The organism is Variovorax sp. CF079, from assembly GCF_900101545.1.
Lineage (GTDB): Bacteria > Pseudomonadota > Gammaproteobacteria > Burkholderiales > Burkholderiaceae_C > Variovorax.
Window position 1 is genome coordinate 19,301 of record NZ_FMZU01000015.1, and the last position, 18,184, is coordinate 37,484.

Annotated in this window: 18 protein-coding genes; 4 read left to right on the forward strand and 14 right to left on the reverse strand. The window is 66.0% G+C overall.

Annotated elements, in window-relative coordinates:
• Nucleotides 1–9 precede the first annotated feature (9 nt).
• The 6 genes from BLS74_RS20115 to BLS74_RS20140 are packed head-to-tail and all read right to left on the reverse strand — an operon-like array spanning nucleotide 10 to nucleotide 6,211.
• Nucleotides 10–981 (reverse strand): ABC transporter ATP-binding protein, encoded by a 972-nt coding sequence (locus BLS74_RS20115; RefSeq protein WP_093108921.1) that lies wholly within the window; start codon nucleotides 979–981, stop codon nucleotides 10–12.
• Between the two features lie 14 nt (nucleotides 982–995).
• Nucleotides 996–1,937: an ABC transporter ATP-binding protein gene (locus tag BLS74_RS20120; RefSeq protein WP_170855665.1), complete on the reverse strand. Its 942-nt coding sequence runs from the start codon at nucleotides 1,935–1,937 to the stop codon at nucleotides 996–998.
• Nucleotides 1,938–1,963: 26 nt separating this feature from the next.
• Nucleotides 1,964–2,866: an ABC transporter permease gene (locus BLS74_RS20125; RefSeq protein WP_093108923.1), complete on the reverse strand. Its 903-nt coding sequence runs from the start codon at nucleotides 2,864–2,866 to the stop codon at nucleotides 1,964–1,966.
• Nucleotides 2,856–3,848, reverse strand: coding sequence for an ABC transporter permease (locus BLS74_RS20130; RefSeq protein WP_212733680.1), 993 nt, complete (start codon nucleotides 3,846–3,848; stop codon nucleotides 2,856–2,858). The genes BLS74_RS20125 and BLS74_RS20130 overlap by 11 nt, the downstream gene beginning before the upstream one ends.
• Nucleotides 3,849–3,855: 7 nt before the next feature.
• The gene (locus BLS74_RS20135; RefSeq protein ID WP_093109077.1) at nucleotides 3,856–5,481 is read right to left on the reverse strand and encodes an ABC transporter substrate-binding protein; all 1,626 of its coding nucleotides are present in this window, start codon (nucleotides 5,479–5,481) and stop codon (nucleotides 3,856–3,858) included.
• Between the two features lie 55 nt (nucleotides 5,482–5,536).
• Nucleotides 5,537–6,211 carry a GntR family transcriptional regulator gene (locus BLS74_RS20140; protein ID WP_093109078.1) on the reverse strand — a complete coding sequence of 225 codons (675 nt, stop codon included), beginning with the start codon at nucleotides 6,209–6,211 and terminating at the stop codon, nucleotides 5,537–5,539.
• Between the two features lie 189 nt (nucleotides 6,212–6,400).
• Here BLS74_RS20140 and BLS74_RS20145 point away from each other — a divergent pair, with 189 nt between their 5' ends.
• Complete coding sequence (locus tag BLS74_RS20145) at nucleotides 6,401–7,375, forward strand: Bug family tripartite tricarboxylate transporter substrate binding protein (protein ID WP_093108924.1); 975 nt, start codon at nucleotides 6,401–6,403, stop codon at nucleotides 7,373–7,375.
• Between the two features lie 2 nt (nucleotides 7,376–7,377).
• Here BLS74_RS20145 and BLS74_RS20150 read toward each other — a convergent pair whose 3' ends face one another.
• The 8 genes from BLS74_RS20150 to BLS74_RS20185 form a co-directional block, all read right to left on the reverse strand.
• Complete coding sequence (locus tag BLS74_RS20150) at nucleotides 7,378–8,094, reverse strand: ABC transporter ATP-binding protein (RefSeq protein ID WP_093108925.1); 717 nt, start codon at nucleotides 8,092–8,094, stop codon at nucleotides 7,378–7,380.
• 1 nt (nucleotide 8,095) lies between these two features.
• Nucleotides 8,096–8,866, reverse strand: coding sequence for an ABC transporter ATP-binding protein (locus BLS74_RS20155; RefSeq protein ID WP_093108926.1), 771 nt, complete (start codon nucleotides 8,864–8,866; stop codon nucleotides 8,096–8,098).
• A gap of 17 nt (nucleotides 8,867–8,883) precedes the next feature.
• On the reverse strand, nucleotides 8,884–10,071 hold the full coding sequence (locus BLS74_RS20160; protein ID WP_093108927.1) for a branched-chain amino acid ABC transporter permease: 1,188 nt from the start codon (nucleotides 10,069–10,071) through the stop codon (nucleotides 8,884–8,886).
• 13 nt (nucleotides 10,072–10,084) lie between these two features.
• Nucleotides 10,085–11,014 (reverse strand): branched-chain amino acid ABC transporter permease, encoded by a 930-nt coding sequence (locus BLS74_RS20165; RefSeq protein WP_093108928.1) that lies wholly within the window; start codon nucleotides 11,012–11,014, stop codon nucleotides 10,085–10,087.
• 246 nt (nucleotides 11,015–11,260) lie between these two features.
• Complete coding sequence (locus BLS74_RS20170; protein ID WP_093108929.1) at nucleotides 11,261–12,553, reverse strand: replication-associated recombination protein A; 1,293 nt, start codon at nucleotides 12,551–12,553, stop codon at nucleotides 11,261–11,263.
• Between the two features lie 19 nt (nucleotides 12,554–12,572).
• Nucleotides 12,573–13,211 (reverse strand): outer membrane lipoprotein periplasmic chaperone LolA, encoded by a 639-nt coding sequence (lolA, locus tag BLS74_RS20175; protein ID WP_093108930.1) that lies wholly within the window; start codon nucleotides 13,209–13,211, stop codon nucleotides 12,573–12,575.
• A gap of 14 nt (nucleotides 13,212–13,225) precedes the next feature.
• Nucleotides 13,226–15,613 carry a DNA translocase FtsK gene (locus tag BLS74_RS20180; protein ID WP_093109079.1) on the reverse strand — a complete coding sequence of 796 codons (2,388 nt, stop codon included), beginning with the start codon at nucleotides 15,611–15,613 and terminating at the stop codon, nucleotides 13,226–13,228.
• 130 nt (nucleotides 15,614–15,743) lie between these two features.
• On the reverse strand, nucleotides 15,744–16,418 hold the full coding sequence (locus tag BLS74_RS20185; protein WP_093108931.1) for a Crp/Fnr family transcriptional regulator: 675 nt from the start codon (nucleotides 16,416–16,418) through the stop codon (nucleotides 15,744–15,746).
• A 164-nt stretch (nucleotides 16,419–16,582) separates the two neighbouring features.
• On the opposite strand from BLS74_RS20185, the gene trxB reads away from it, so the two are divergent.
• The 3 genes from trxB to rpmG all read left to right on the forward strand — a co-directional run bounded on the left by trxB (nucleotide 16,583) and on the right by rpmG (nucleotide 18,144).
• Nucleotides 16,583–17,545: a thioredoxin-disulfide reductase gene (gene trxB, locus BLS74_RS20190; protein WP_093108932.1), complete on the forward strand. Its 963-nt coding sequence runs from the start codon at nucleotides 16,583–16,585 to the stop codon at nucleotides 17,543–17,545.
• A gap of 180 nt (nucleotides 17,546–17,725) precedes the next feature.
• Nucleotides 17,726–17,959: a 50S ribosomal protein L28 gene (gene rpmB / locus BLS74_RS20195; RefSeq protein WP_007830293.1), complete on the forward strand. Its 234-nt coding sequence runs from the start codon at nucleotides 17,726–17,728 to the stop codon at nucleotides 17,957–17,959.
• 11 nt (nucleotides 17,960–17,970) lie between these two features.
• Nucleotides 17,971–18,144 (forward strand): 50S ribosomal protein L33, encoded by a 174-nt coding sequence (gene rpmG, locus BLS74_RS20200; protein ID WP_007830291.1) that lies wholly within the window; start codon nucleotides 17,971–17,973, stop codon nucleotides 18,142–18,144.
• Nucleotides 18,145–18,184 lie beyond the last annotated feature (40 nt).

Sequence of the window (18,184 nt, forward strand, 5' to 3'; positions counted from 1 at the left end):
TGCCCTCGTTCATGCGGCGAGCGGATGCAGGCAGGCCACGTGGCGCCGGCCGTCCAGCAGCGTCTGCGCCGGATCGATGCGCGAACAGTCGTCGCGAACATGCAGGCAGCGCGTGCGGAAGCGGCAGCCCGAAGGCAGATCGGCAGCGCTCGGAATCTCGCCCTGCAAGCTGGCGGCCAGCGGGGCGCCGAAGCGCGGAAAGGCCTGCATCAGCGCTTGCGTGTAGGGGTGCCGGGGCGACTGCAGGATCTCGCGCGTCGGTCCCATTTCGACGATGCGGCCGAGATACATCACCGCCACCTGCTCGCACAGATAGGAGGCCACGCCGAGGTCATGCGTGACGAAGAGCAGGGCAAGCCCGTTCTCGCGCTGCAGATCCCGCAGCAGATTGAGCAACTGCGCCTGGACCGAGACATCGAGGCCCGCCACCGATTCGTCCGCAACGATCACCCTCGGCTCGCAGGCCAGTGCGCGAGCCACTGCCACGCGCCGCACCTGGCCTCCGGAAAGCTCCGAGGGGTAGCGAAGGCGTGTCGCGCGCGGCAGGCCGACCTGGTCGAGCAGTTCGTCGACGCGCCCCGGGATCTCGCGCTCGTCGCGCAAGCGGTGCAGGCGCACAGGCTCGGCCAGCAGCGCCGCCACGGTCGCACGCGGGTTCAGCGAACCGCGCGCGTCCTGATAGATGTAGGCCACGTCGCGCGCAAAGCGCCGCCGCTGCGACGCGTCGAGGGCCGACAGCTCCGTCGCACCGGCCAGCACGCGGCCGTTGGTGGCTGCCTCCAGGCCGAGCATGACGCGAACGAGGGTCGATTTTCCCGAACCACTCTCGCCCACCAGGGCTACCGATTCGCCGGGACGCAGGATCAGGCGGATGCCGTCGAGCGCCTTGAGCTGCCGGCGGCCGCCGTCGACGGGAAAGGACTTCTCGACATCGAGCAGCGAGAAGAGCGGCAAGTCCTGGGTCTTGGAAGCTTGTTGCATGCGTCTGTGTTCCCTCAGGCGTGCCAGCATGCGATGGAGGACGCTCCGCGCTCGACGCGCGGAGGTCGCCCAACACCGCACTCGGTCGTGGCGAGCTTGCAGCGCGGTGCGAAGCGGCATCCGCCCGGCATGTCCGACAGCGGAGGAACCACGCCCGGGATCGGCTCCAGCCGCTCGGCGCCGAACTCGATGGCGCTGGCGCGCAGGCCGCGCGTGTAGGGATGCTGCGGGTGATTCAGCACCTCGGCAGCCGGCCCCTCTTCCACGATCTGTCCGGCATACATGACGGCCACGCGATCGGCCACCTGGGCGGCGAGCGCCAGGTCGTGCAGCACGAAGATCGCCGAGGCGCCGAGCGCGCGCACGCGCTCGAGGATGAGCACCATGATCTGGGCCTGGATGGTCACGTCCAGCGCGCTGGTGGGCTCGTCGGCAATCAGCAGTTCAGGCTCGCAGGCCAGCGCAATGGCGATCATCACGCGCTGCTGCATTCCTCCCGAGAGCTCGTGCGGGAAAGCCGCGAGCCGCGCCTGCGGATCGGCGATGCCCACGCTCTCCAGCAACTCGATGGCGCGCGCTCGGCAAGCAGCGCGCGAGAGGCGGCGGTGCCGGCGCAGCGGCTCCGAGAGATGGGCCAGCACGGTGAAGCAGGGGTTGAGCGCAGCCGACGCGTCCTGAAAGATCAGGCCGATGCGCCTGCCGCGCAGCGCGCGCAGTTCGCCCTCGGGCGCGCTCGCCACATCGATGTCGCCCACCATCAGGCGGCCTTCGAGGCCGACCTCGGGCGGCCGCAGCAGTCCCAGTGCAGCAAAGGCCAGCGTCGACTTGCCGGCGCCGGATTCGCCGATCAGCGCCAGCGTCTGGCCGGCCGGCAGTTGGATCGTCACGTCGTCGAGCACCGCCACGCCGCGGCGACGCAGCGTGAAGTGCTCGACCGAGAGCAGGTTCGCGGTCATGGGGCCTTGTTCTTGCAGCGTGCGCATCAGTGCTGACCGCGCGTGCCGGGATCGAGCGCGTCGCGCACGCCCTCTGCCAGCAGATTCAGTCCCACCAGCAGGATGGCCAGCGCGATGCCGGGCATGCCCGACATCCACGGCGCCATGCTGATGAAGCCGCGCCCCTCGGCGATCATCAGGCCCCAGTCGGGCGTCGGCGGCACCACGCCCAGTCCGAGAAAGGACAGACCGGATCCCAGCAGGATCGCGATGGACACGCGCATGCCCGCCTGGATCAGGATCGGCGACACGATGTTGGGCAGGACATGGCGCAGCACGACCTCTCTTTCCGGCACGCCCATCAATCGCGCGGCTTCCACATAGGGGCGCGATTTCACCTGCAGCACGTCGGCACGCACCATGCGCGCGAACGGTCCGACGAAGGACAGCGCGAGCGCGTAGATCACATTGACCATCCCCAAGCCGAGAACCGCCATGAAGGCCATGGCCATGATGAGTTCCGGGAAGGCGAGCAGGCCATCCACCAGCCGCATGATGGCCCACTCGGAGCGCCCACCGCGCAGGCCCGCGAGCACACCCAGCGGCACGCCGACCAGCAGCCCGAGCACGACCGAGGCGAATCCGATCCACAGCGCCGAGCGCGCTCCGTAGAACACGCGCGACAGGATGTCCTGGCCGAACGAGTCGGTCCCCATCCAATGCGCCGCGGAAGGACCTTGCATGGCATCCATGACGTTCTGCTCCGTCGGGGCATAGGGCGCCAGCAGGGGTGCGAATACCGCCACGAGCACGAAGGCCAGGACGATCGCCCCGCCGGCCATCGCCTTGCGCTGCGCGCGCACGAGCCGCCATGTGCGCAGAAGCCCGCCGGCGGGCAGCTCGGCAGAAGATGGGGCGGCCAGGCCGACGGATGCGGGATCAGCGGCCATGTCTGCGCAGCCTCGGGTCGAGAATCGAATAGGTCCGGTCGACGATGAGATTGACCAGGATGAAGAGCAGCGCGGTGATCATGATCCCGGCCTGCACCACGATGTATTCGCGCGTCTGCACGGCATTGGTGATCATCATTCCCAGTCCGGGCAGCGTGAACACCACCTCGGTCATCACGGCGCCGCGCAGCATGCCGCCGAGCTGCAGGCCGATCACGGTGACCAGCGGCATCAGCACGTTGCGCATGCCGTGCACCCAGATCACCCGCCACTCCGGTTCGCCGCGCGCACGCGCCGCGGCCATGTAGGGCTGTTCCAGCACTTCGAGCAGACTCGAACGCGTGACGGCCGCGATCAGCCCGACATACCACGCGCCCAAGGTCAGCGATGGCAGCGCCAGGTGCCAGAGGCCCTGGCCGAAGTCCTCCCATGGCGCGACAAAGCCCATGGTCGGGAACCAGCCGAGCGACACGCCGAAGATCCAGATCAGCACGACGCCGAGGTAGAAGCTCGGGAACGCGTTGCCTCCGATGGCCACGGCGCTCGCCGCGAGATCGATCCAGCTGTTGCGGCGCACCGCGGCCAGGACGCCGAGCGGAATGCCCACGGCCAGCGCGATCAGCAGAGAGAAGCCTGCCAGCGTCAGCGTCACGGGCAGCGCCTGCAGCACCGCCTGTTCGAAGATGTCCTGCCGGCTCACGTAGGAAACGCCCCAGTCGCCCTGAACGAAGCGGCCGAGCCACTGCAGGTACTGCACGGCGAGCGGCTGATCCAGCCCCAGGTCGCGGTAGAGCTTGTCGTAGGACTCGCGCGAGAAGTCCGAGCCCAGCATCACGGTGACCGGATCTCCGGGCGAGAACTTCAGGAACAGGAAGCTCACGATGGAGACGACCCACAGCACCAGTGCTGTCTGCGCGGTGCTGCCCAGCGCGCGGCCGACAGCGGCCGCGCCGGAGGGCCGCGCTTGCATTGCGGCGGCCATTGCCGCCTCAGGCCAGCGAGACCGTGTGCAGATTGAGCAGGTCGGCCGGGATGTACTCGAAGCCCTGCACCTTCTTGCTCATGATCTTGAACACCTTCATGTGCGCCAGCACCGCCAGCGGCGCATCGGCCATCAGCACGTCCTCGGCTTCGATGTAGAGCTTGCGGCGGGCTGCCGTGTCCGTGATCTCGGAGGCCGCGGCGGCCGCCTTGTCGAAGGCGGGATTGCTGTAGCCGACGAAGTTCCAGGGCTTGCCGGTCGACCATTCGGGCGTGATGGTTTCGTCCGGATCCAGGTCGGCGATCCAGGCTTCGTCATACATGTCGAAGTCGCCGGCGTTGCGCCGCTGCGCCCAGACGGCCCGGTCGACCAGTTCGATCTTGGGCTTGATGCCGATCTGCGCCAGCATCGGCGTCACCAGCTGCGCGTTGCGGGTTCCCATGCCGCCCGAGCCGGTAAAGCCTTCGGTGACGATGAACACCGGGTTGACCTCCCCTTGGTTCCTGGCCTTGGCGCGGAAGGCCTTGGCCTTTGCCAGATCAAAGTACTGGCCACGCCCGCTCTTGCCGATGTTCGGGTCGTAGAAGCCCGTCATCGGCGGCGAAATGCAGGTGGCGGCCGGGATGGCTTCGCCGAAGTAGCTCTGCTGCACGATCACCTTGCGGTCGATCGCAAAGGCCACCGCCTGGCGCAGCGCGATGTCGTCGAAGGGCGCGCGCTTGTTGTTCATGCCGATGAAGGCGTAGTTGCCTTCCACCTGTCCGTAGACCGAGAGGTTGGGGTTCTTGCGCAGTTGCGGAATGAACTGGAATGGACACACCGACAGCCCATCCACCTGGCCCGACATCATCGCGGCAACGCCGGCGCTGGGCTCCTTGATCAGGCGAAGCACCACCTTGTCGAGATGCGGCAGGCCCGCTTCGAAGTACTCCGGATTGCGCACCAGTTCGATCGTGTCGTTCTCCTTCCAGCTGGCGAACTTGAATGGCCCGGTGCCCACGGGATTGCGGCCGAAGGCCTTGCCGTGCTGCTCCACCGCCCGCTTGCTGACGATGGTGCCGGCGCGTCCGGTGCTGCCGGTCAGCGCCACCGGCAAGAACGCGAAGGGCTTCGTGAAGCGCAGGCGCAGCGTCAGGGGGTCGATCACGTCGATGCCGGCGAGCTGGGCAAACTTCCATGCGTGGGGCGACTTCACCTCCGGATCGGCCACGCGCTCCAGGCTCCACTTGACGGCCGCCGCATCGCAGACGTCGCCGTTGTGGAACTTGACGCCGGCACGCAGCTTGAAGACGTGGGTCTTCTCGTCGACCATGTCCCACTTCTGCGCCAGGTCGGGCGCGAAGCTGACGTTCTTGCCGTCGTAGGCCACCTTGAGGATGCCGTTGTAGACGTTGTTGATCACCTTGATCGATCCGCCCGACATCGTGAAGTGCGGGTCGAGCGTGTCGATGGCATCCAGCCAGGCCAGCGTGATCGTGCCGCCCTTCTTCGGTGCGGCCTGGGCCGCTCCCATGCCCGCGGCAGAAGCGGCAAGCAATCCCACGCCGGCACCGGCGGACTTCAGAAGGTTGCGGCGGCTGAAGCCGGCAGCGAGGGTGGCGGCGAGCGCGGCCTTGTGATCGATTTCAGACATGTTCATGCTCCGGAGGAAAGTAGATTGAAAAGGGACGGACTCAGGTCTCCGGTCGTTATGTGTCGCGTGCCTGCGGCACGAACTTCATGAGGTCCGGCACGGTGGCCAGCACGTGTTCGCGCATCGTCGTTTCGCAGACCTGCGGGTCACCGCTGTGCAGCGCATCGATCAGGTCCTGATGGTCGGCTCGCGCACTCAGCGGGCGATCCACCTGCAATGCCCACAGCCGCATGTGCGGCTCGACCAGCGAATGGAGACCGGCGATCTGCCGTATCAGCCGTGGCAGTCCGCTCCTGGCGCACAGCGTTTCGTGGAATGCCCGATGTGCGCTCGTCCAATCGGGCTGGACGCCGCTCTGGTCGTCGATGCGGTCCAGCATGTTTTCCAGTTCGCGGATGGTCGTCGCAGTGATGTTCGGCAAGGCGATGCGCATCGCCAGCCCTTCCAGCACGGCCCGCATCTCGAAGATCTCCTTCATGTCGGCGATGTCCAGCTTGTTGACCGTCACGCCGCGGTTGGGCCGGATCGTCACCAGCCCTTCCGTCGCCAGCCGCCGGAAAGCCTCGCGCACCGGCATGCGGCTGGTGCCGATCTCCGCCGCGATGGCCTCGGGCGCCAGGCGGTCGCCGGCGCGATAGCGGCCCATGCGAATGGCGGCGTGAATGTGCCGGTACGCCTCTTCCTCGGCCGTCACCGCCTGCAAGCCGGTGTAGATGGCGGAGGGTTCCATGAGGAGGCCGCTCATGGCCCGGCGTGCACGCACCCCGGATGCGCGCATGGCAAACTGGATAAGTGGATACAGTGATTCATTGATCCGGTCCTACGCAATTTGCGGGCCAACGTCCATGGGGCTTTCGGACCGGCCCTCGCGCCCACTTTGGGGCGAACGATGAAGCGCCCCATGAAACAATCCAGCCCCATGAACAAGCGCCACATCCTGTGCCTGCTGGCCGCCACGACGCTGGCCGCCGGAGCACCCATCGCCAACGCCCAGAGCGGCAAGACGATCCGCCTCGTCGTCCCCTACGCCGCCGGCGGCCCGATCGACGTCACGGCCCGCGTGCTGGCCGAAAGAGTCAAGGACTCGCTGGGCACCGTCATCATCGACAACAAGCCCGGCGCCGGCGGCAACATCGGCGCCGACGCGGTGGCCAAGGCTGCGCCCGATGGGCTCACGATCGGCATCGCCGCGACCGCGACCCACGCGGTCAATCCGTGGCTCTACAGCAAGATGCCCTTCAACGCGGCCGCCGACTTCGCGCCGATCACGCAGATGGTTCGCGTGCCCAACGTGCTGGTGATGAATGCCGAGACCGCGCAGCGCCTGAAGATCAATACGCTGGCCGACCTGATCGCCTATGCCAAGGCCAACCCGGCCAAGCTCAACTACGGCAGCGGCGGCAACGGCAGCGCGGGCCACCTGGCGGGTGAGATGTTCAAGAAGGAGGCCGGCATCTTCGCCGTGCACATCCCCTACAACGGCGGCAACCCGGCGCAGCTCGCGCTGTTGTCGGGACAGGTCGATTTCAACTTCGACAACCTCGCGACCGCGGCGCCGAATATCCGATCAGGCAAGCTCAAGGCGATCGCGGTGACGACGGCCGAGCGCAGCAGCGCGCTGCCCGAGGTGCCGACGGTGGCCGCCACGCTCAAGGGCTTCGCCATCGACACCTGGTGGGGCCTTGTGGCGCCGGCCGGCACGCCGGCCGACGTGGTCACCAAGCTCAATCAGGCCTTCGTCGCTGCGCTCAACACGCCGGAGACGAAGACCCGCTTCGCGTCGCTGCTGGCCGAGCCGGTCGCCAACACGCCGGAGCAGTTCGGCGCCTTCATGAAGAGCGAGCTCGCGAAATACGAGAAGGTGGTGAAAGCCACCGGCGCCAAGGTCGACTAGCGCTATTCGCCGAGGTAAGCAGCGCGCACCTTCGGGTCGCTCAGCATCACCTTGGCATCCCCGCTCATCGTGATGAGGCCCGACTCCATGACATAGCCGCGATCGGCCAGCCCGAGCGCGCGGCTCGCGTTCTGCTCGACCAGGAGCACGGTGACACCCTGGTCATAGACCTGCTTCACCACCTCGAAGATCTTGTCGACCATGATCGGCGACAGGCCCATCGACGGCTCGTCGAGCAGGAGCACCTTGGGACGCGCCATCAGCGCGCGGCCCATCGCGAGCATCTGCTGCTCGCCGCCGGACATGGTGCCGGCCAGCTGCATCGCGCGCTCCTTCAGCCGCGGGAAGGTCGCGAAGACGCGGTCCATGTCCTTCGCGATCTCGGCCTTGTCCTTGCGGATGTAGGCGCCGATCTGCAGGTTCTCGGTGATGGTCATGCGCGTGAACACGCCGCGCCCCTCGGGCACCATGACCAGCCCCTCGCCCACCAGGTCCCAGGCGCCGCGGCCCTTGATGCTCTTGCCGAGGAATTCGATGTCGCCGCCGCCATACGGCAGCGTCCCGGTGATGGCCTTCATGGTGGTGGTCTTGCCGGCGCCGTTGGAGCCGATCAGCGAGACCAGCTCGCCTTCGCGCACCTCGAAGTCGATGCCCTTCACGGCCTGGATGCCGCCGTACGCGACCTTCAGGCCGCTCACTTTCAGAAGTGTCTGTGCCATTTCAGTGTCCTCCCGTGCCGAGGTAGGCCTCGATCACTTTTTCGTTGCGCTGCACGTCCGCAGGCGTGCCCTCGGCGATCTGCTTGCCATAGTCGAGCACCGTCACACGGTCGCACAAGCCCATCACAAGCTTGACGTCGTGCTCGATCAGGAGGATGGTGCGGTCGTCCTTGCGGATGCGGTCGATCAGTTCGCGCAGCAGCACTTTCTCGGTGGCATTCATGCCGGCAGCGGGCTCGTCGAGCGCGATCAGCTGCGGGTCGGTCGCCAGCGCGCGGGCGATCTCGAGCCGGCGCTGGTCGCCGTAGCTCAACGTGCGCGCCTTGTAGTCGGCGAACTTGCCGATGCCCACGTAGTCGAGCAGCTGGTGAGCGCGCTCGGCGATCGCCGCTTCCTCGGCCTTGAAGCCACCTGTTCGGAAGATGGCACCCATCACGCCCGAATGGGTGCGGATGTGGCGGCCCACCATCACGTTCTCGAGCGCGGTCATTTCCGCGAAGAGCCGGATGTTCTGGAAGGTACGCGCGATGCCGGCCTTGGCAACCTCGTGCACCGCCGTCGGCCGATAAGGTTTGCCGGCCAGTTCGAAAGTCCCGCTGTCGGGCGAGTACAGGCCCGTGATGACGTTGAAGAAGGTGGTCTTGCCGGCGCCGTTGGGGCCGATCAGTCCATAGACCTGGCCGCGCATGATCTTGATGCCGACATCGGACAGGGCCTGCAGGCCGCCGAAACGCTTGGAGATGCCCTGAACATTGAGGACGGTGTCAGTCATTGTTGTGCTCCCCTCGCTCACGGATTGATCGACATGGGACGCGAGGCGGCACCGGGGACCTCATCGGCCGGGGTGTCGACGCCCGGTGCGGCAGCCGGCATGCCGGATGCGGGTGCGGGCGTCGCGCCCTTGCGCGTCAGCGACTTCCCGTGCTCCGGCGAGGGCCACAGACCGCGCGGGCGCACCAGCATGATGATGATCATCGCCAGCGCGATGAACAGCTGGCGCAGGATCGAGGCGTCGAGACGCCCGTCGGTCATGGCCTGCAGCGGCCCGGCCACGTAGCGCAGCACTTCGGGCAGCGCGGCCAAGAGCACCGCGCCGAGGATCACGCCCGGCAGGTGGCCGATGCCGCCCAGCACCACCATCGCGACGATCATCACCGACTCGTTCAAGGCGAAGGACTCGGGGGACACGAAGCCCTGGAAGGCCGCGAACATCGAGCCCGATACGCCGCCGAAGCTCGCGCCCATGCCGAAGGCCAGCAGCTTCATGTTGCGGGTGTTGATGCCCATGGCCTTGGCAGCGATCTCGTCCTCGCGGATGGCCATCCAGGCCCGGCCGATGCGCGAGATCTGCAGCCGATGCGAAATGATGATCGTGAAGATCACGAGCGCCAGGAACAGGTAGTAATACAGCGTGACCGACGCGATCGAGTAGTCGCCGATCTTGAGCGGCCGGCCCAGGTTGAGGCCCCAGAAGTGGACCGGGTCGATCGCGGTGATGCCCTTCGGACCGTTCGTGATGTTGATCGGATGATCCAGGTTGTTGAGGAACACGCGGATGATTTCGCCGAAGCCGAGCGTCACGATCGCCAGGTAGTCGCCGCGCAGCTTCAGCGTGGGCGCGCCGAGCAGCACGCCGAAGAAGGCGGCCAGCCCGAGCGCCAGGGGTATCACGAGCAGCAGCGAACTGTGCAGCCCGTTGGGGAACATGGCCTTGATCGCCGGGAAGGTGTCGGTCAGGTGCGGCGATCCCAGGAGCGCGAACATGTAGGCACCGATCGCGAAGAACGCGACGTAGCCCAGGTCAAGCAGGCCGGCGTAGCCGACCACGATGTTGAGGCCGAGGGCCAGCAGCACGTAGAGCAATGCGATGTCGGCGATGCGCACCCACGCGTTGCCCTGGCTTTGCAGCAGCAGCGGCAGCACCAGCAGGGCGACGGCCGCGATCAGGAAGTAGACGATGTTCTTGCCGTTTTTCATGGCTGTCCCTCCTTCAGGCCCGGTCCGCCACCCGCTCGCCGAGCAGGCCCGAGGGCCGCAAGGTGAGCATGATGATCAGCACGATGAACGCAAAGATGTCGCTGTAGTGGCTGCCGAGCACGTCGCCGGTGAGCGCACCGATGTAGCCCGAGCCGATGGCTTCGATGAGCCCCAGCAGGATGCCGCCGACCACCGCGCCCGCGAGGTTGCCGATGCCGCCGAACACCGCCGCCGTGAAGGCCTTGAGGCCGGGAATGAAGCCCATCGCATGCTGCGCGATGCCGTAGTTGGAGGCGTACATCACGCCGGCCACCGCGGCGAGCACCGCGCCGATGATGAAGGTGGCCGAGATCACCATGTCGGGCCGGATGCCCATCAGCGCCGCAACCCGCGGGTTCTCGGCCGTGGCACGCATCGCGCGGCCGAGCTTGGTGTAGTTGACCAGCCACATCAGCACCACCAGGCAGAAGGCGGTGACGCTCAGGATCATGACCTGCGTGGGCGAGATCACGGCGCCGCCTACATGGATCGGCGTGGTGGACAGCAGGTTGGGATAAGCCTTGTTGGTCGGCTTCCAGATGATCATCGCCAGCGTCTGCAGCAGGATCGACATCCCGATGGCGGTGATCAGCGGTGCGAGCTTCGGGCTGTTGCGCAGCGGCCGGTAAGCCACTTTCTCGATGACGAAGTTGAGCGTGGCGGCGACCACGCAGGCAATGATCAACGCAATGATGAGGATGATCCATCCCGGCGTGCCGGGCATCGATTCCTGCATGAGTCCGATGATGGTCCAACTGGTCAGCGCGCCGACCATCAGCACTTCACCGTGCGCGAAATTGATGAGGTTGATGATGCCGTACACCATGGTGTAGCCCAAGGCTATCAAGGCGTACATGCTGCCGAGTACCAGACCGTTGATGATCTGTTGCAGCAAGATGTCCATAAGGAGGTTCCCTTTTTCTAATGGTGACGCCCTTGGGGGGCGCCCGACTGACCAGGCACGCCGGTTGGGCACCCTGGTTTCCCTTAGCAAAAAACCCGCCAGCATGTGTCGACGGCGGGTTTGTGGCCGGGATTGTAGTCATGCCGGATCGCCATTTCGGTGCGTACCCGACGGGGGTTTTCCCGCTGGCGCGGACCGAATGAGCTTCGGCGGCGCAAGGGAGTACCGGCGCGAAGGCGCCGCGTATCAACCGGCGGCCTCTTCGTTTCGCCTTCGCAGTTCGCGCAGTTTCTCCGCGATGCGGATCTCGAGCCCGCGCTCGACGGGTCGGTAGAAAGGCGGCGGATCGAGGCCATCGGGCAGATAGCGCTCGCCGGCCGCGAAGCCTCCCTCCTCGTCGTGCGCGTAGCGATAGCCCTTGCCGTAGTCGAGTTCTTTCATGAGCCGCGTCGGCGCATTGCGCAGGTGCATCGGCACCGGGCGCGTGCCGTCGGTCTTGATGAGGGCCCGGACCTCGTTGTAGGCCTGGTAGACCGCATTCGACTTCGGTGCGATCGCGAGGTAAACCACGCATTCGGCCAGCGCCAGCTCGCCCTCGGGCGAGCCGAGCCGCTCATAGACCTCGGCCGCATCGAGCGCCAGCCGCAATGCGCGCGGGTCGGCCAGGCCGATGTCTTCGCTGGCCATGCGTACCAGCCGGCGCGCCATGTAGCGCGGATCGGCGCCGCCGTCGAGCATGCGCACGAACCAGTAGAGCGAGGCATCGGGGTCGCTGCCGCGCACCGACTTGTGCAGCGCGGAGATGGTGTCGTAGAACTGCTCGCCGCCCTTGTCGTAGCGGCGCATGCGCTCGCCCAGCACGCGCAACAGCCATTCGTCGGTGATGTCGTCGAGCTTCTCGGCGCCGGCCGCGACCGAGAGCGTTTCGAGGGTGTTGAGCAGGCGCCTCGCATCGCCGTCGGCATAGGCGACGAGCCGGTCGATGGCCTTCGCTTCGATGGCGGGTACGGCCTGGATATCCTGCGCCCGGGTCACGATCTGACGCAGATCGTCTTCGCCCAGGGGCTGCAGCACGTACACGGCGGCCCGCGACAAGAGCGCAGAGTTCACCTCGAAGGACGGGTTCTCGGTGGTCGCGCCGATGAAGGTGAAAAGGCCCGACTCCACATGAGGCAGGAAGGCATCCTGCTGGCTCTTGTTGAAGCGGTGGACTTCGTCGACGAAGACGATGGTGCGGCGCTGCTCGAGCCCGTCACGCACCAGCGTCGCGCGTTCGACCGCATCGCGGATGTCCTTCACGCCGCCGAGCACGGCGCTGATGCTGAGAAACTGCGCATCGAAGGCATCGGCCATGAGCCGCGCAATGGTCGTCTTGCCGGTGCCCGGCGGCCCCCAGAGGATGCAGGAGTGCGGCTGGCCCGACTCGAAGGCGATGCGCAGCGGCATGCCGGGGCCGAGCAGATGCTGCTGGCCGATGACCTCGCCCAGGGTCTTGGGTCGCAGGCGTTCGGCCAGGGGCTGGTGGGTGGAGGTGGCCATGGAAGCCCGCCGCCCGGCGCTATTGCCTGATCACGTCGGCGCCGGCCGGGGTCTTGAACTGGAAGGTGGCTGCGGGCAACGCAGGATTCACCTCGACCTTGTTGAACTTCAACACAGAGCGCTGGCCGAAGCTGTCGAGGATCTCGAGCGCCGCCAGCGCATCGCCCTGAAAGCCCACCTGGACGTTCTGCAATTGCCCCTCCTTGTTCTTGGGGCTGGCCTTGACCCATTGCAGTCCGTCGCGCTCGGGGGCCGCCTCGAGCGCGAAATCGGCTTGCAGCGCGCGCAGATCGGGCGCGGCGGCAATCAGCGCGGCCGGCGTCGAGCCGAGCGCCTGCGACTGCTTGCGCTGCGTGACCTGGTTCAGATCGGCGTCGTAGAGCCAGAGCGTCTCGCCATCGGCCACGATGCTTTGCGCGAAGGGCTTCTTGTAGTCGAACTTGAACCTGCCGGGCCGCTGGAATTCGAAGGTGCCGCTCGACACCTTGGCGCGCACGGCCTGGCCGTCCTTGGCTGGCGCGGTCACGGTCTGCGTGAATTCGGCGCGGCCCGACTTGACGTTCTTCACGAAGGCTTCGAGGCTTTCCATACCGCCGGCCCAGACGCCGGCTGCGGCGACGGCCAACCCGAATCCAACGAGCAACTTCTTCATCGACATCCCTGATCCCATCATCATTCGGTGCGTGCGGGCACCAGAATTTCGCGCTGGCCGCTGCCGCTCATGGCGCTCACCAGCCCGGCGTTTTCCATGTCCTCGACCAGCCGCGCGGCGCGGTTGTAGCCGATCTTCAGGTGGCGCTGCACCAGCGAAATGCTGGCCTTGCGGTTCTTGAGCACGACTTCGACCGCCTGGTCGTACATCGGGTCCTTCTCGCCGTCGCCGCTGCCGCCACCTTCACCCAGTAGATCGCCTTCGCCGTCGACGGTTCCGCCCTCGAGCACCCCTTCGATGTAGTCCGGCTCCCCTTGTGACTTGAGGTAAGCGACGACACGATGCACTTCCTCGTCGCTCACGAAGGCGCCGTGCACGCGCACCGGCAGGCCGGTGCCGCTCGGCATGTAGAGCATGTCGCCCATGCCGAGCAGCGCCTCGGCGCCCATCTGGTCGAGGATGGTGCGCGAGTCGATCTTGCTCGACACCTGGAACGCGATGCGCGTCGGGATGTTGGCCTTGATGAGCCCGGTGATCACGTCGACGCTGGGCCGCTGCGTGGCAAGGATCAGGTGGATGCCGGCGGCGCGCGCCTTCTGCGCCAGGCGGGCGATCAGCTCTTCGATCTTCTTGCCGACCACCATCATCAGGTCGGCCAGTTCGTCGATCACGACCACGATGTGCGGCTCGCGCGCGAGCGGTTCGGGGCTGTCGGGCGTGAGGCTGAAGGGGTTGTAGATGAACTCCTCCCGCGCTTTGGCCTCGTCGATCTTGGTGTTGTAGCCCGCCAGGTTGCGCACGCCCAGCTTGCTCATGAGCTTGTAGCGGCGCTCCATCTCGGCCACGCACCAGTTGAGGCCGTGAGCCGCTTGCCGCATGTCGGTGACCACGGGCGCCAGCAGGTGCGGGATGCCTTCGTAGACCGACATTTCGAGCATCTTCGGGTCGATCATGAGCAGGCGCACGTCGCGCGCCTCGGCCTTGTAGAGCAGGCTCAGGATCATCGCGTTGATGCCGACCGACTTGCCGGAGCCGGTGGTGCCGGCCACCAGCACGTGCGGCATCTTCGCGAGATCGGCCACCACCGGGTTGCCGACGATGTCCTTGCCGAGGCCCATGGTGAGCATCGACTTGCCTTCGTTGTAGACCTGCGAGCCGAGGATCTCGCTGAGCTTGATCGACTGCCGCTTGGCGTTGGGCAGTTCGAGCGCCATGAAGTTCTTGCCCGGAATGGTCTCGACCACACGGATCGACACCAGCGACAGCGAGCGCGCCAGGTCCTTCGCGAGGTTGACGATCTGCGAGCCCTTGACGCCGGTGGCCGGCTCGATTTCGTAGCGCGTGATCACCGGGCCCGGCGAGGCCAGCACCACGCGCACCTCGACGCCGAAGTCCTTGAGCTTTTTCTCGATCAGGCGCGAGGTCATTTCGAGCGTGTCGGCCGAAACGGTTTCCTGGCGCCCCTGCGCCGCGTCGAGCAGATCGACCTGCGGCAGCTTGCTGTCGGGCAACTCGCGGAACAGCGGCTTCTGGCGCTCCTTGGCCACGCGATCGCTGCGCGGCACCTCGGTCATCGCGGGTTCGATCTGCACCGGCGGCGAAGGCGCGCGGCGCTTGGTGCGGGGAACGATGCGCAACTCTTCGTCAGCCGATTCGAGCTCGCCGCCCTGCTCGCTGGACGCCAGCTCTTCGCGCTCGCGCACCGCCTTCTTGCCCATCGCGATGTCTTCGGCGATCTCGCGCTTCTCCCGGCGCGACTCGAACAAGGAGTAGAGACGAGAGCCGATGCGCTCGGCAATATGGCTCCACGAGAAGCGGAACACGAGCGCCGAGCCGATGACGCCGGCGGCGATGGCGATCAGCGCCGAGCCGGTGAAGCCCATCCACTGCACGCTGAGCGGGCCGACCAGGTAGCCGAGCACACCGCCGCCGTGCCCGGGCAGGCGGAATTCCAGCCTGTAAAGGCGCGACCATTCGAGCACTGCACTGGCGCACAGCAGCAGCAACAGGCCGAACCAGAAGGCCAGGCGGCTGCGGTTGAAGCGCCCCCGCGGCGCCTGATCGGCCGGCGCCGGATCGCCGCCGCGGAGCCAACCGGCCAGCGAGGACAGCCACACGCGCAAGCCGGCCGCCAGGCACCACCAGACCGAATAGCCGGCCAGAAAGTAACTGGCGTCGGCCAGCCAGGCGCCGATGCGGCCGCCCCAGTTCTTGATCTCGCCGCCGGTGCCTGAGGTGGACCAGGCGGCATCCGAGGGCGTGAAGCTCAGCATCGCGAGCAGCCAGTACAGCAGCACGACGAAGCCGGCGATCAGCGTGATCTCGTGCGCGAAGCGCATGGCACGCAAGCGCACCGGCTGCGACTCGGCCGATGAGGACGATTGAAGGGTATTGAGCGAATAGGTCATGGCAGACACGGCCACCGGCCCGCGGCAACGGGCAGACGACTTGCAGAAACTACAACGAAAACGATCGCGGCCGCGTTGTCAGGGCCGGCGATGCAGGGGTCGGCGCGCTCTGGCGCTGCCGGCCGGATGGTCAGGCAAGCGATGAGAGCCGTTCCTTGACGATCATCGAGCCGTCGGGCTGCGTCTGGACGAAGCCGCGCTCCTCGAGGTCCTTCATGACCCGGCTCACCATCTCGCGCGAAGCGCCGACCATCTTGGCCAGATCCTGGCGCGAGATCTTGTCGCGCACCTTGAGATTGCCGGCGCCGTCGTCGACCGCGAACTCGAGCAGCGAGCGGGCCACGCGGCCATAGACGTCCATCAGCGCCAACGATTCGATCTTGCGATCCGCGTGGCGCAGCCGCGCAACGAGGCCCCGCATGATGTTGTAGGACATCGATGAGTTCTCGGGCAGGCAACGCGCAAAGGCTTCGCGCCCGAGCATCAGCACGTCGGTCTGGACCTCGGTGCGCACGGTGGCGGAGTGCGGCTCGTCGTCGATCATGCTCATCTCGCCGATGTAGTCGCCGGGATGCAGCGTCGCGAGGATGACTTCGCGGCCGCGGCTGTCCGTGCTCATGACCCGGGCCCGGCCGGTCAGGATGATGTAGAGCGCGTCCGACTTCTTCCCTTGTTCGACCACTGCCTCGGCGCGCTTGAAGCGCTTCTTGATGATCGCATCGGCGATGCTCGCAGACTGTGTTGGCGTCAACGCAGCGAACAGTGGCACGCGGCGGAGCAATTCAAGATTGGACAGCATCGACATTCATCAATCCCCGGATTACCGCGCGATCGACAAGCCCATGCATTAATACAATCGCACGCATTGAAAACACCCCACGCCCGGTCTTGAACCGAACGGTGATACTCCATATCTATCACCCTGAAAATGTACACGCTGATGCAGCGTCAATCCTAGGTTTTCTACTCATGTCGTCCTCCCCACGCCACGCGAAGGTTCTTATTCTGGGCTCCGGCCCGGCCGGTTATACCGCCGCCGTCTATGCGGCCCGCGCCAACCTCCAACCCATGTTGATCACCGGCATCGCCCAGGGCGGCCAGCTCATGACGACCACCGACGTCGACAACTGGCCGGCCGATGTGCATGGCGTACAGGGCCCTGACCTCATGCAGCGCTTCCTGGAGCACGCCGAACGCTTCAAGACGGAGATCGTGTTCGATCACATCAACAAGGTCGACCTGAGCAAGCGCCCCTTCGCCCTGACCGGCGACAGCGGCACCTACACCTGCGATGCGCTCGTGATCGCCACCGGCGCTTCGGCCAAGTACCTCGGGCTCGACTCCGAACAGCACTTCATGGGCCGCGGCGTCTCGGGCTGCGCGACCTGCGACGGCTTCTTCTACCGCGACCAGGAAGTCTGCGTGGTCGGCGGCGGCAATACCGCGGTCGAAGAGGCGCTCTATCTCTCGAACATCGCCAAGAAGGTGACGCTGGTGCATCGCCGCGACAAGTTCCGCGCCGAGCCGATCCTGATCGACAAGCTCCACGAAAAGGCCGCCGAAGGGAAGATCGAGCTCAGGGTGCACAACACGCTGGACGAGGTGCTGGGCGACGACACGGGCGTGACCGGCATCCGCCTCAAGAACACCCAGACCGGCGCGACCGAGCAGATCGATCTCAAGGGCTGCTTCATCGCCATCGGCCACCACCCGAACACCGACATCTTTCAGGGCCAGGTCGAGATGAAGGACGGCTACATCCTCACCCGCTCGGGCCTTCAGGGCTTTGCGACCATGACCAGCGTTCCGGGCGTTTTCGCGGCCGGCGACGTGCAGGACCACGTCTACCGCCAGGCCATCACCAGTGCGGGCACCGGCTGCATGGCGGCGCTCGATGCCCAGCGTTTCCTGGAGCAGGACGGCACGCTTTGAACAACTCATAGAGCGGATGAGGCTATAATCTCAGGCTTTGCCGAATTCGGCCCTTGTTCTCGAGGGCCCGGAACTCACGGCAAGCCGGGGTACCGCCACCCGTTTCTGGCGAGGTCAAGCTGCAACCCACCCCGCAATCACCTTGCGCACGGTGCCAGCTGTTCAAGAAAGAGTGTCCACATGGCACGCGTATGCGATGTAACGGGCAAAGGCCCGATGGTCGGAAACAACGTTTCCCACGCCAACAACAAAACCAAGCGCCGGTTCCTGCCGAACCTGCAATACCGCCGTTTCTGGGTCGAGACCGAAAATCGCTGGGTGCGCCTGCGTGTTTCGAGCGCCGCTTTGCGCCTGATCGACAAGAACGGCATCGACGCCGTGCTCGCAGACCTGCGTGCACGCGGCCAAGCTTAAGGAGCTGAACCATGGCAACGAGCAAAGGCGGACGCGAAAAGATCAAGCTGGAATCCACCGCGGGTACCGGCCATTTCTACACGACCAGCAAGAACAAGAAGACGATGCCCGAAAAGATGTCGATCATGAAGTTCGACCCGAAGGCGCGCAAGCACGTCGAGTACAAGGAAATCAAGCTGAAGTAATTCGGCTGGCTTCAAACAAAAAACCCGCTGCGATCCAGCG

Excerpts from the sequence above, each read along its gene's own strand:
- BLS74_RS20115 (WP_093108921.1), bottom strand. The coding sequence starts at position 981 with ATGCAACAAGCTTCCAAGACCCAGGACTTGCCGCTCTTCTCGCTGCTC.
- BLS74_RS20120 (WP_170855665.1), bottom strand. The coding sequence starts at position 1,937 with ATGACCGCGAACCTGCTCTCGGTCGAGCACTTCACGCTGCGTCGCCGC.
- BLS74_RS20125 (WP_093108923.1), bottom strand. The coding sequence starts at position 2,866 with ATGGCCGCTGATCCCGCATCCGTCGGCCTGGCCGCCCCATCTTCTGCC.
- BLS74_RS20130 (WP_212733680.1), bottom strand. The coding sequence starts at position 3,848 with ATGGCCGCCGCAATGCAAGCGCGGCCCTCCGGCGCGGCCGCTGTCGGC.
- BLS74_RS20135 (WP_093109077.1), bottom strand. The coding sequence starts at position 5,481 with ATGTCTGAAATCGATCACAAGGCCGCGCTCGCCGCCACCCTCGCTGCC.
- BLS74_RS20140 (WP_093109078.1), bottom strand. The coding sequence starts at position 6,211 with ATGGAACCCTCCGCCATCTACACCGGCTTGCAGGCGGTGACGGCCGAG.
- BLS74_RS20145 (WP_093108924.1), top strand. The coding sequence starts at position 6,401 with ATGAACAAGCGCCACATCCTGTGCCTGCTGGCCGCCACGACGCTGGCC.
- BLS74_RS20150 (WP_093108925.1), bottom strand. The coding sequence starts at position 8,094 with ATGGCACAGACACTTCTGAAAGTGAGCGGCCTGAAGGTCGCGTACGGC.
- BLS74_RS20155 (WP_093108926.1), bottom strand. The coding sequence starts at position 8,866 with ATGACTGACACCGTCCTCAATGTTCAGGGCATCTCCAAGCGTTTCGGC.
- BLS74_RS20160 (WP_093108927.1), bottom strand. The coding sequence starts at position 10,071 with ATGAAAAACGGCAAGAACATCGTCTACTTCCTGATCGCGGCCGTCGCC.
- BLS74_RS20165 (WP_093108928.1), bottom strand. The coding sequence starts at position 11,014 with ATGGACATCTTGCTGCAACAGATCATCAACGGTCTGGTACTCGGCAGC.
- BLS74_RS20170 (WP_093108929.1), bottom strand. The coding sequence starts at position 12,553 with ATGGCCACCTCCACCCACCAGCCCCTGGCCGAACGCCTGCGACCCAAG.
- lolA (WP_093108930.1), bottom strand. The coding sequence starts at position 13,211 with ATGTCGATGAAGAAGTTGCTCGTTGGATTCGGGTTGGCCGTCGCCGCA.
- BLS74_RS20180 (WP_093109079.1), bottom strand. The coding sequence starts at position 15,613 with ATGACCTATTCGCTCAATACCCTTCAATCGTCCTCATCGGCCGAGTCG.
- BLS74_RS20185 (WP_093108931.1), bottom strand. The coding sequence starts at position 16,418 with ATGTCGATGCTGTCCAATCTTGAATTGCTCCGCCGCGTGCCACTGTTC.
- trxB (WP_093108932.1), top strand. The coding sequence starts at position 16,583 with ATGTCGTCCTCCCCACGCCACGCGAAGGTTCTTATTCTGGGCTCCGGC.
- rpmB (WP_007830293.1), top strand. The coding sequence starts at position 17,726 with ATGGCACGCGTATGCGATGTAACGGGCAAAGGCCCGATGGTCGGAAAC.
- rpmG (WP_007830291.1), top strand. The coding sequence starts at position 17,971 with ATGGCAACGAGCAAAGGCGGACGCGAAAAGATCAAGCTGGAATCCACC.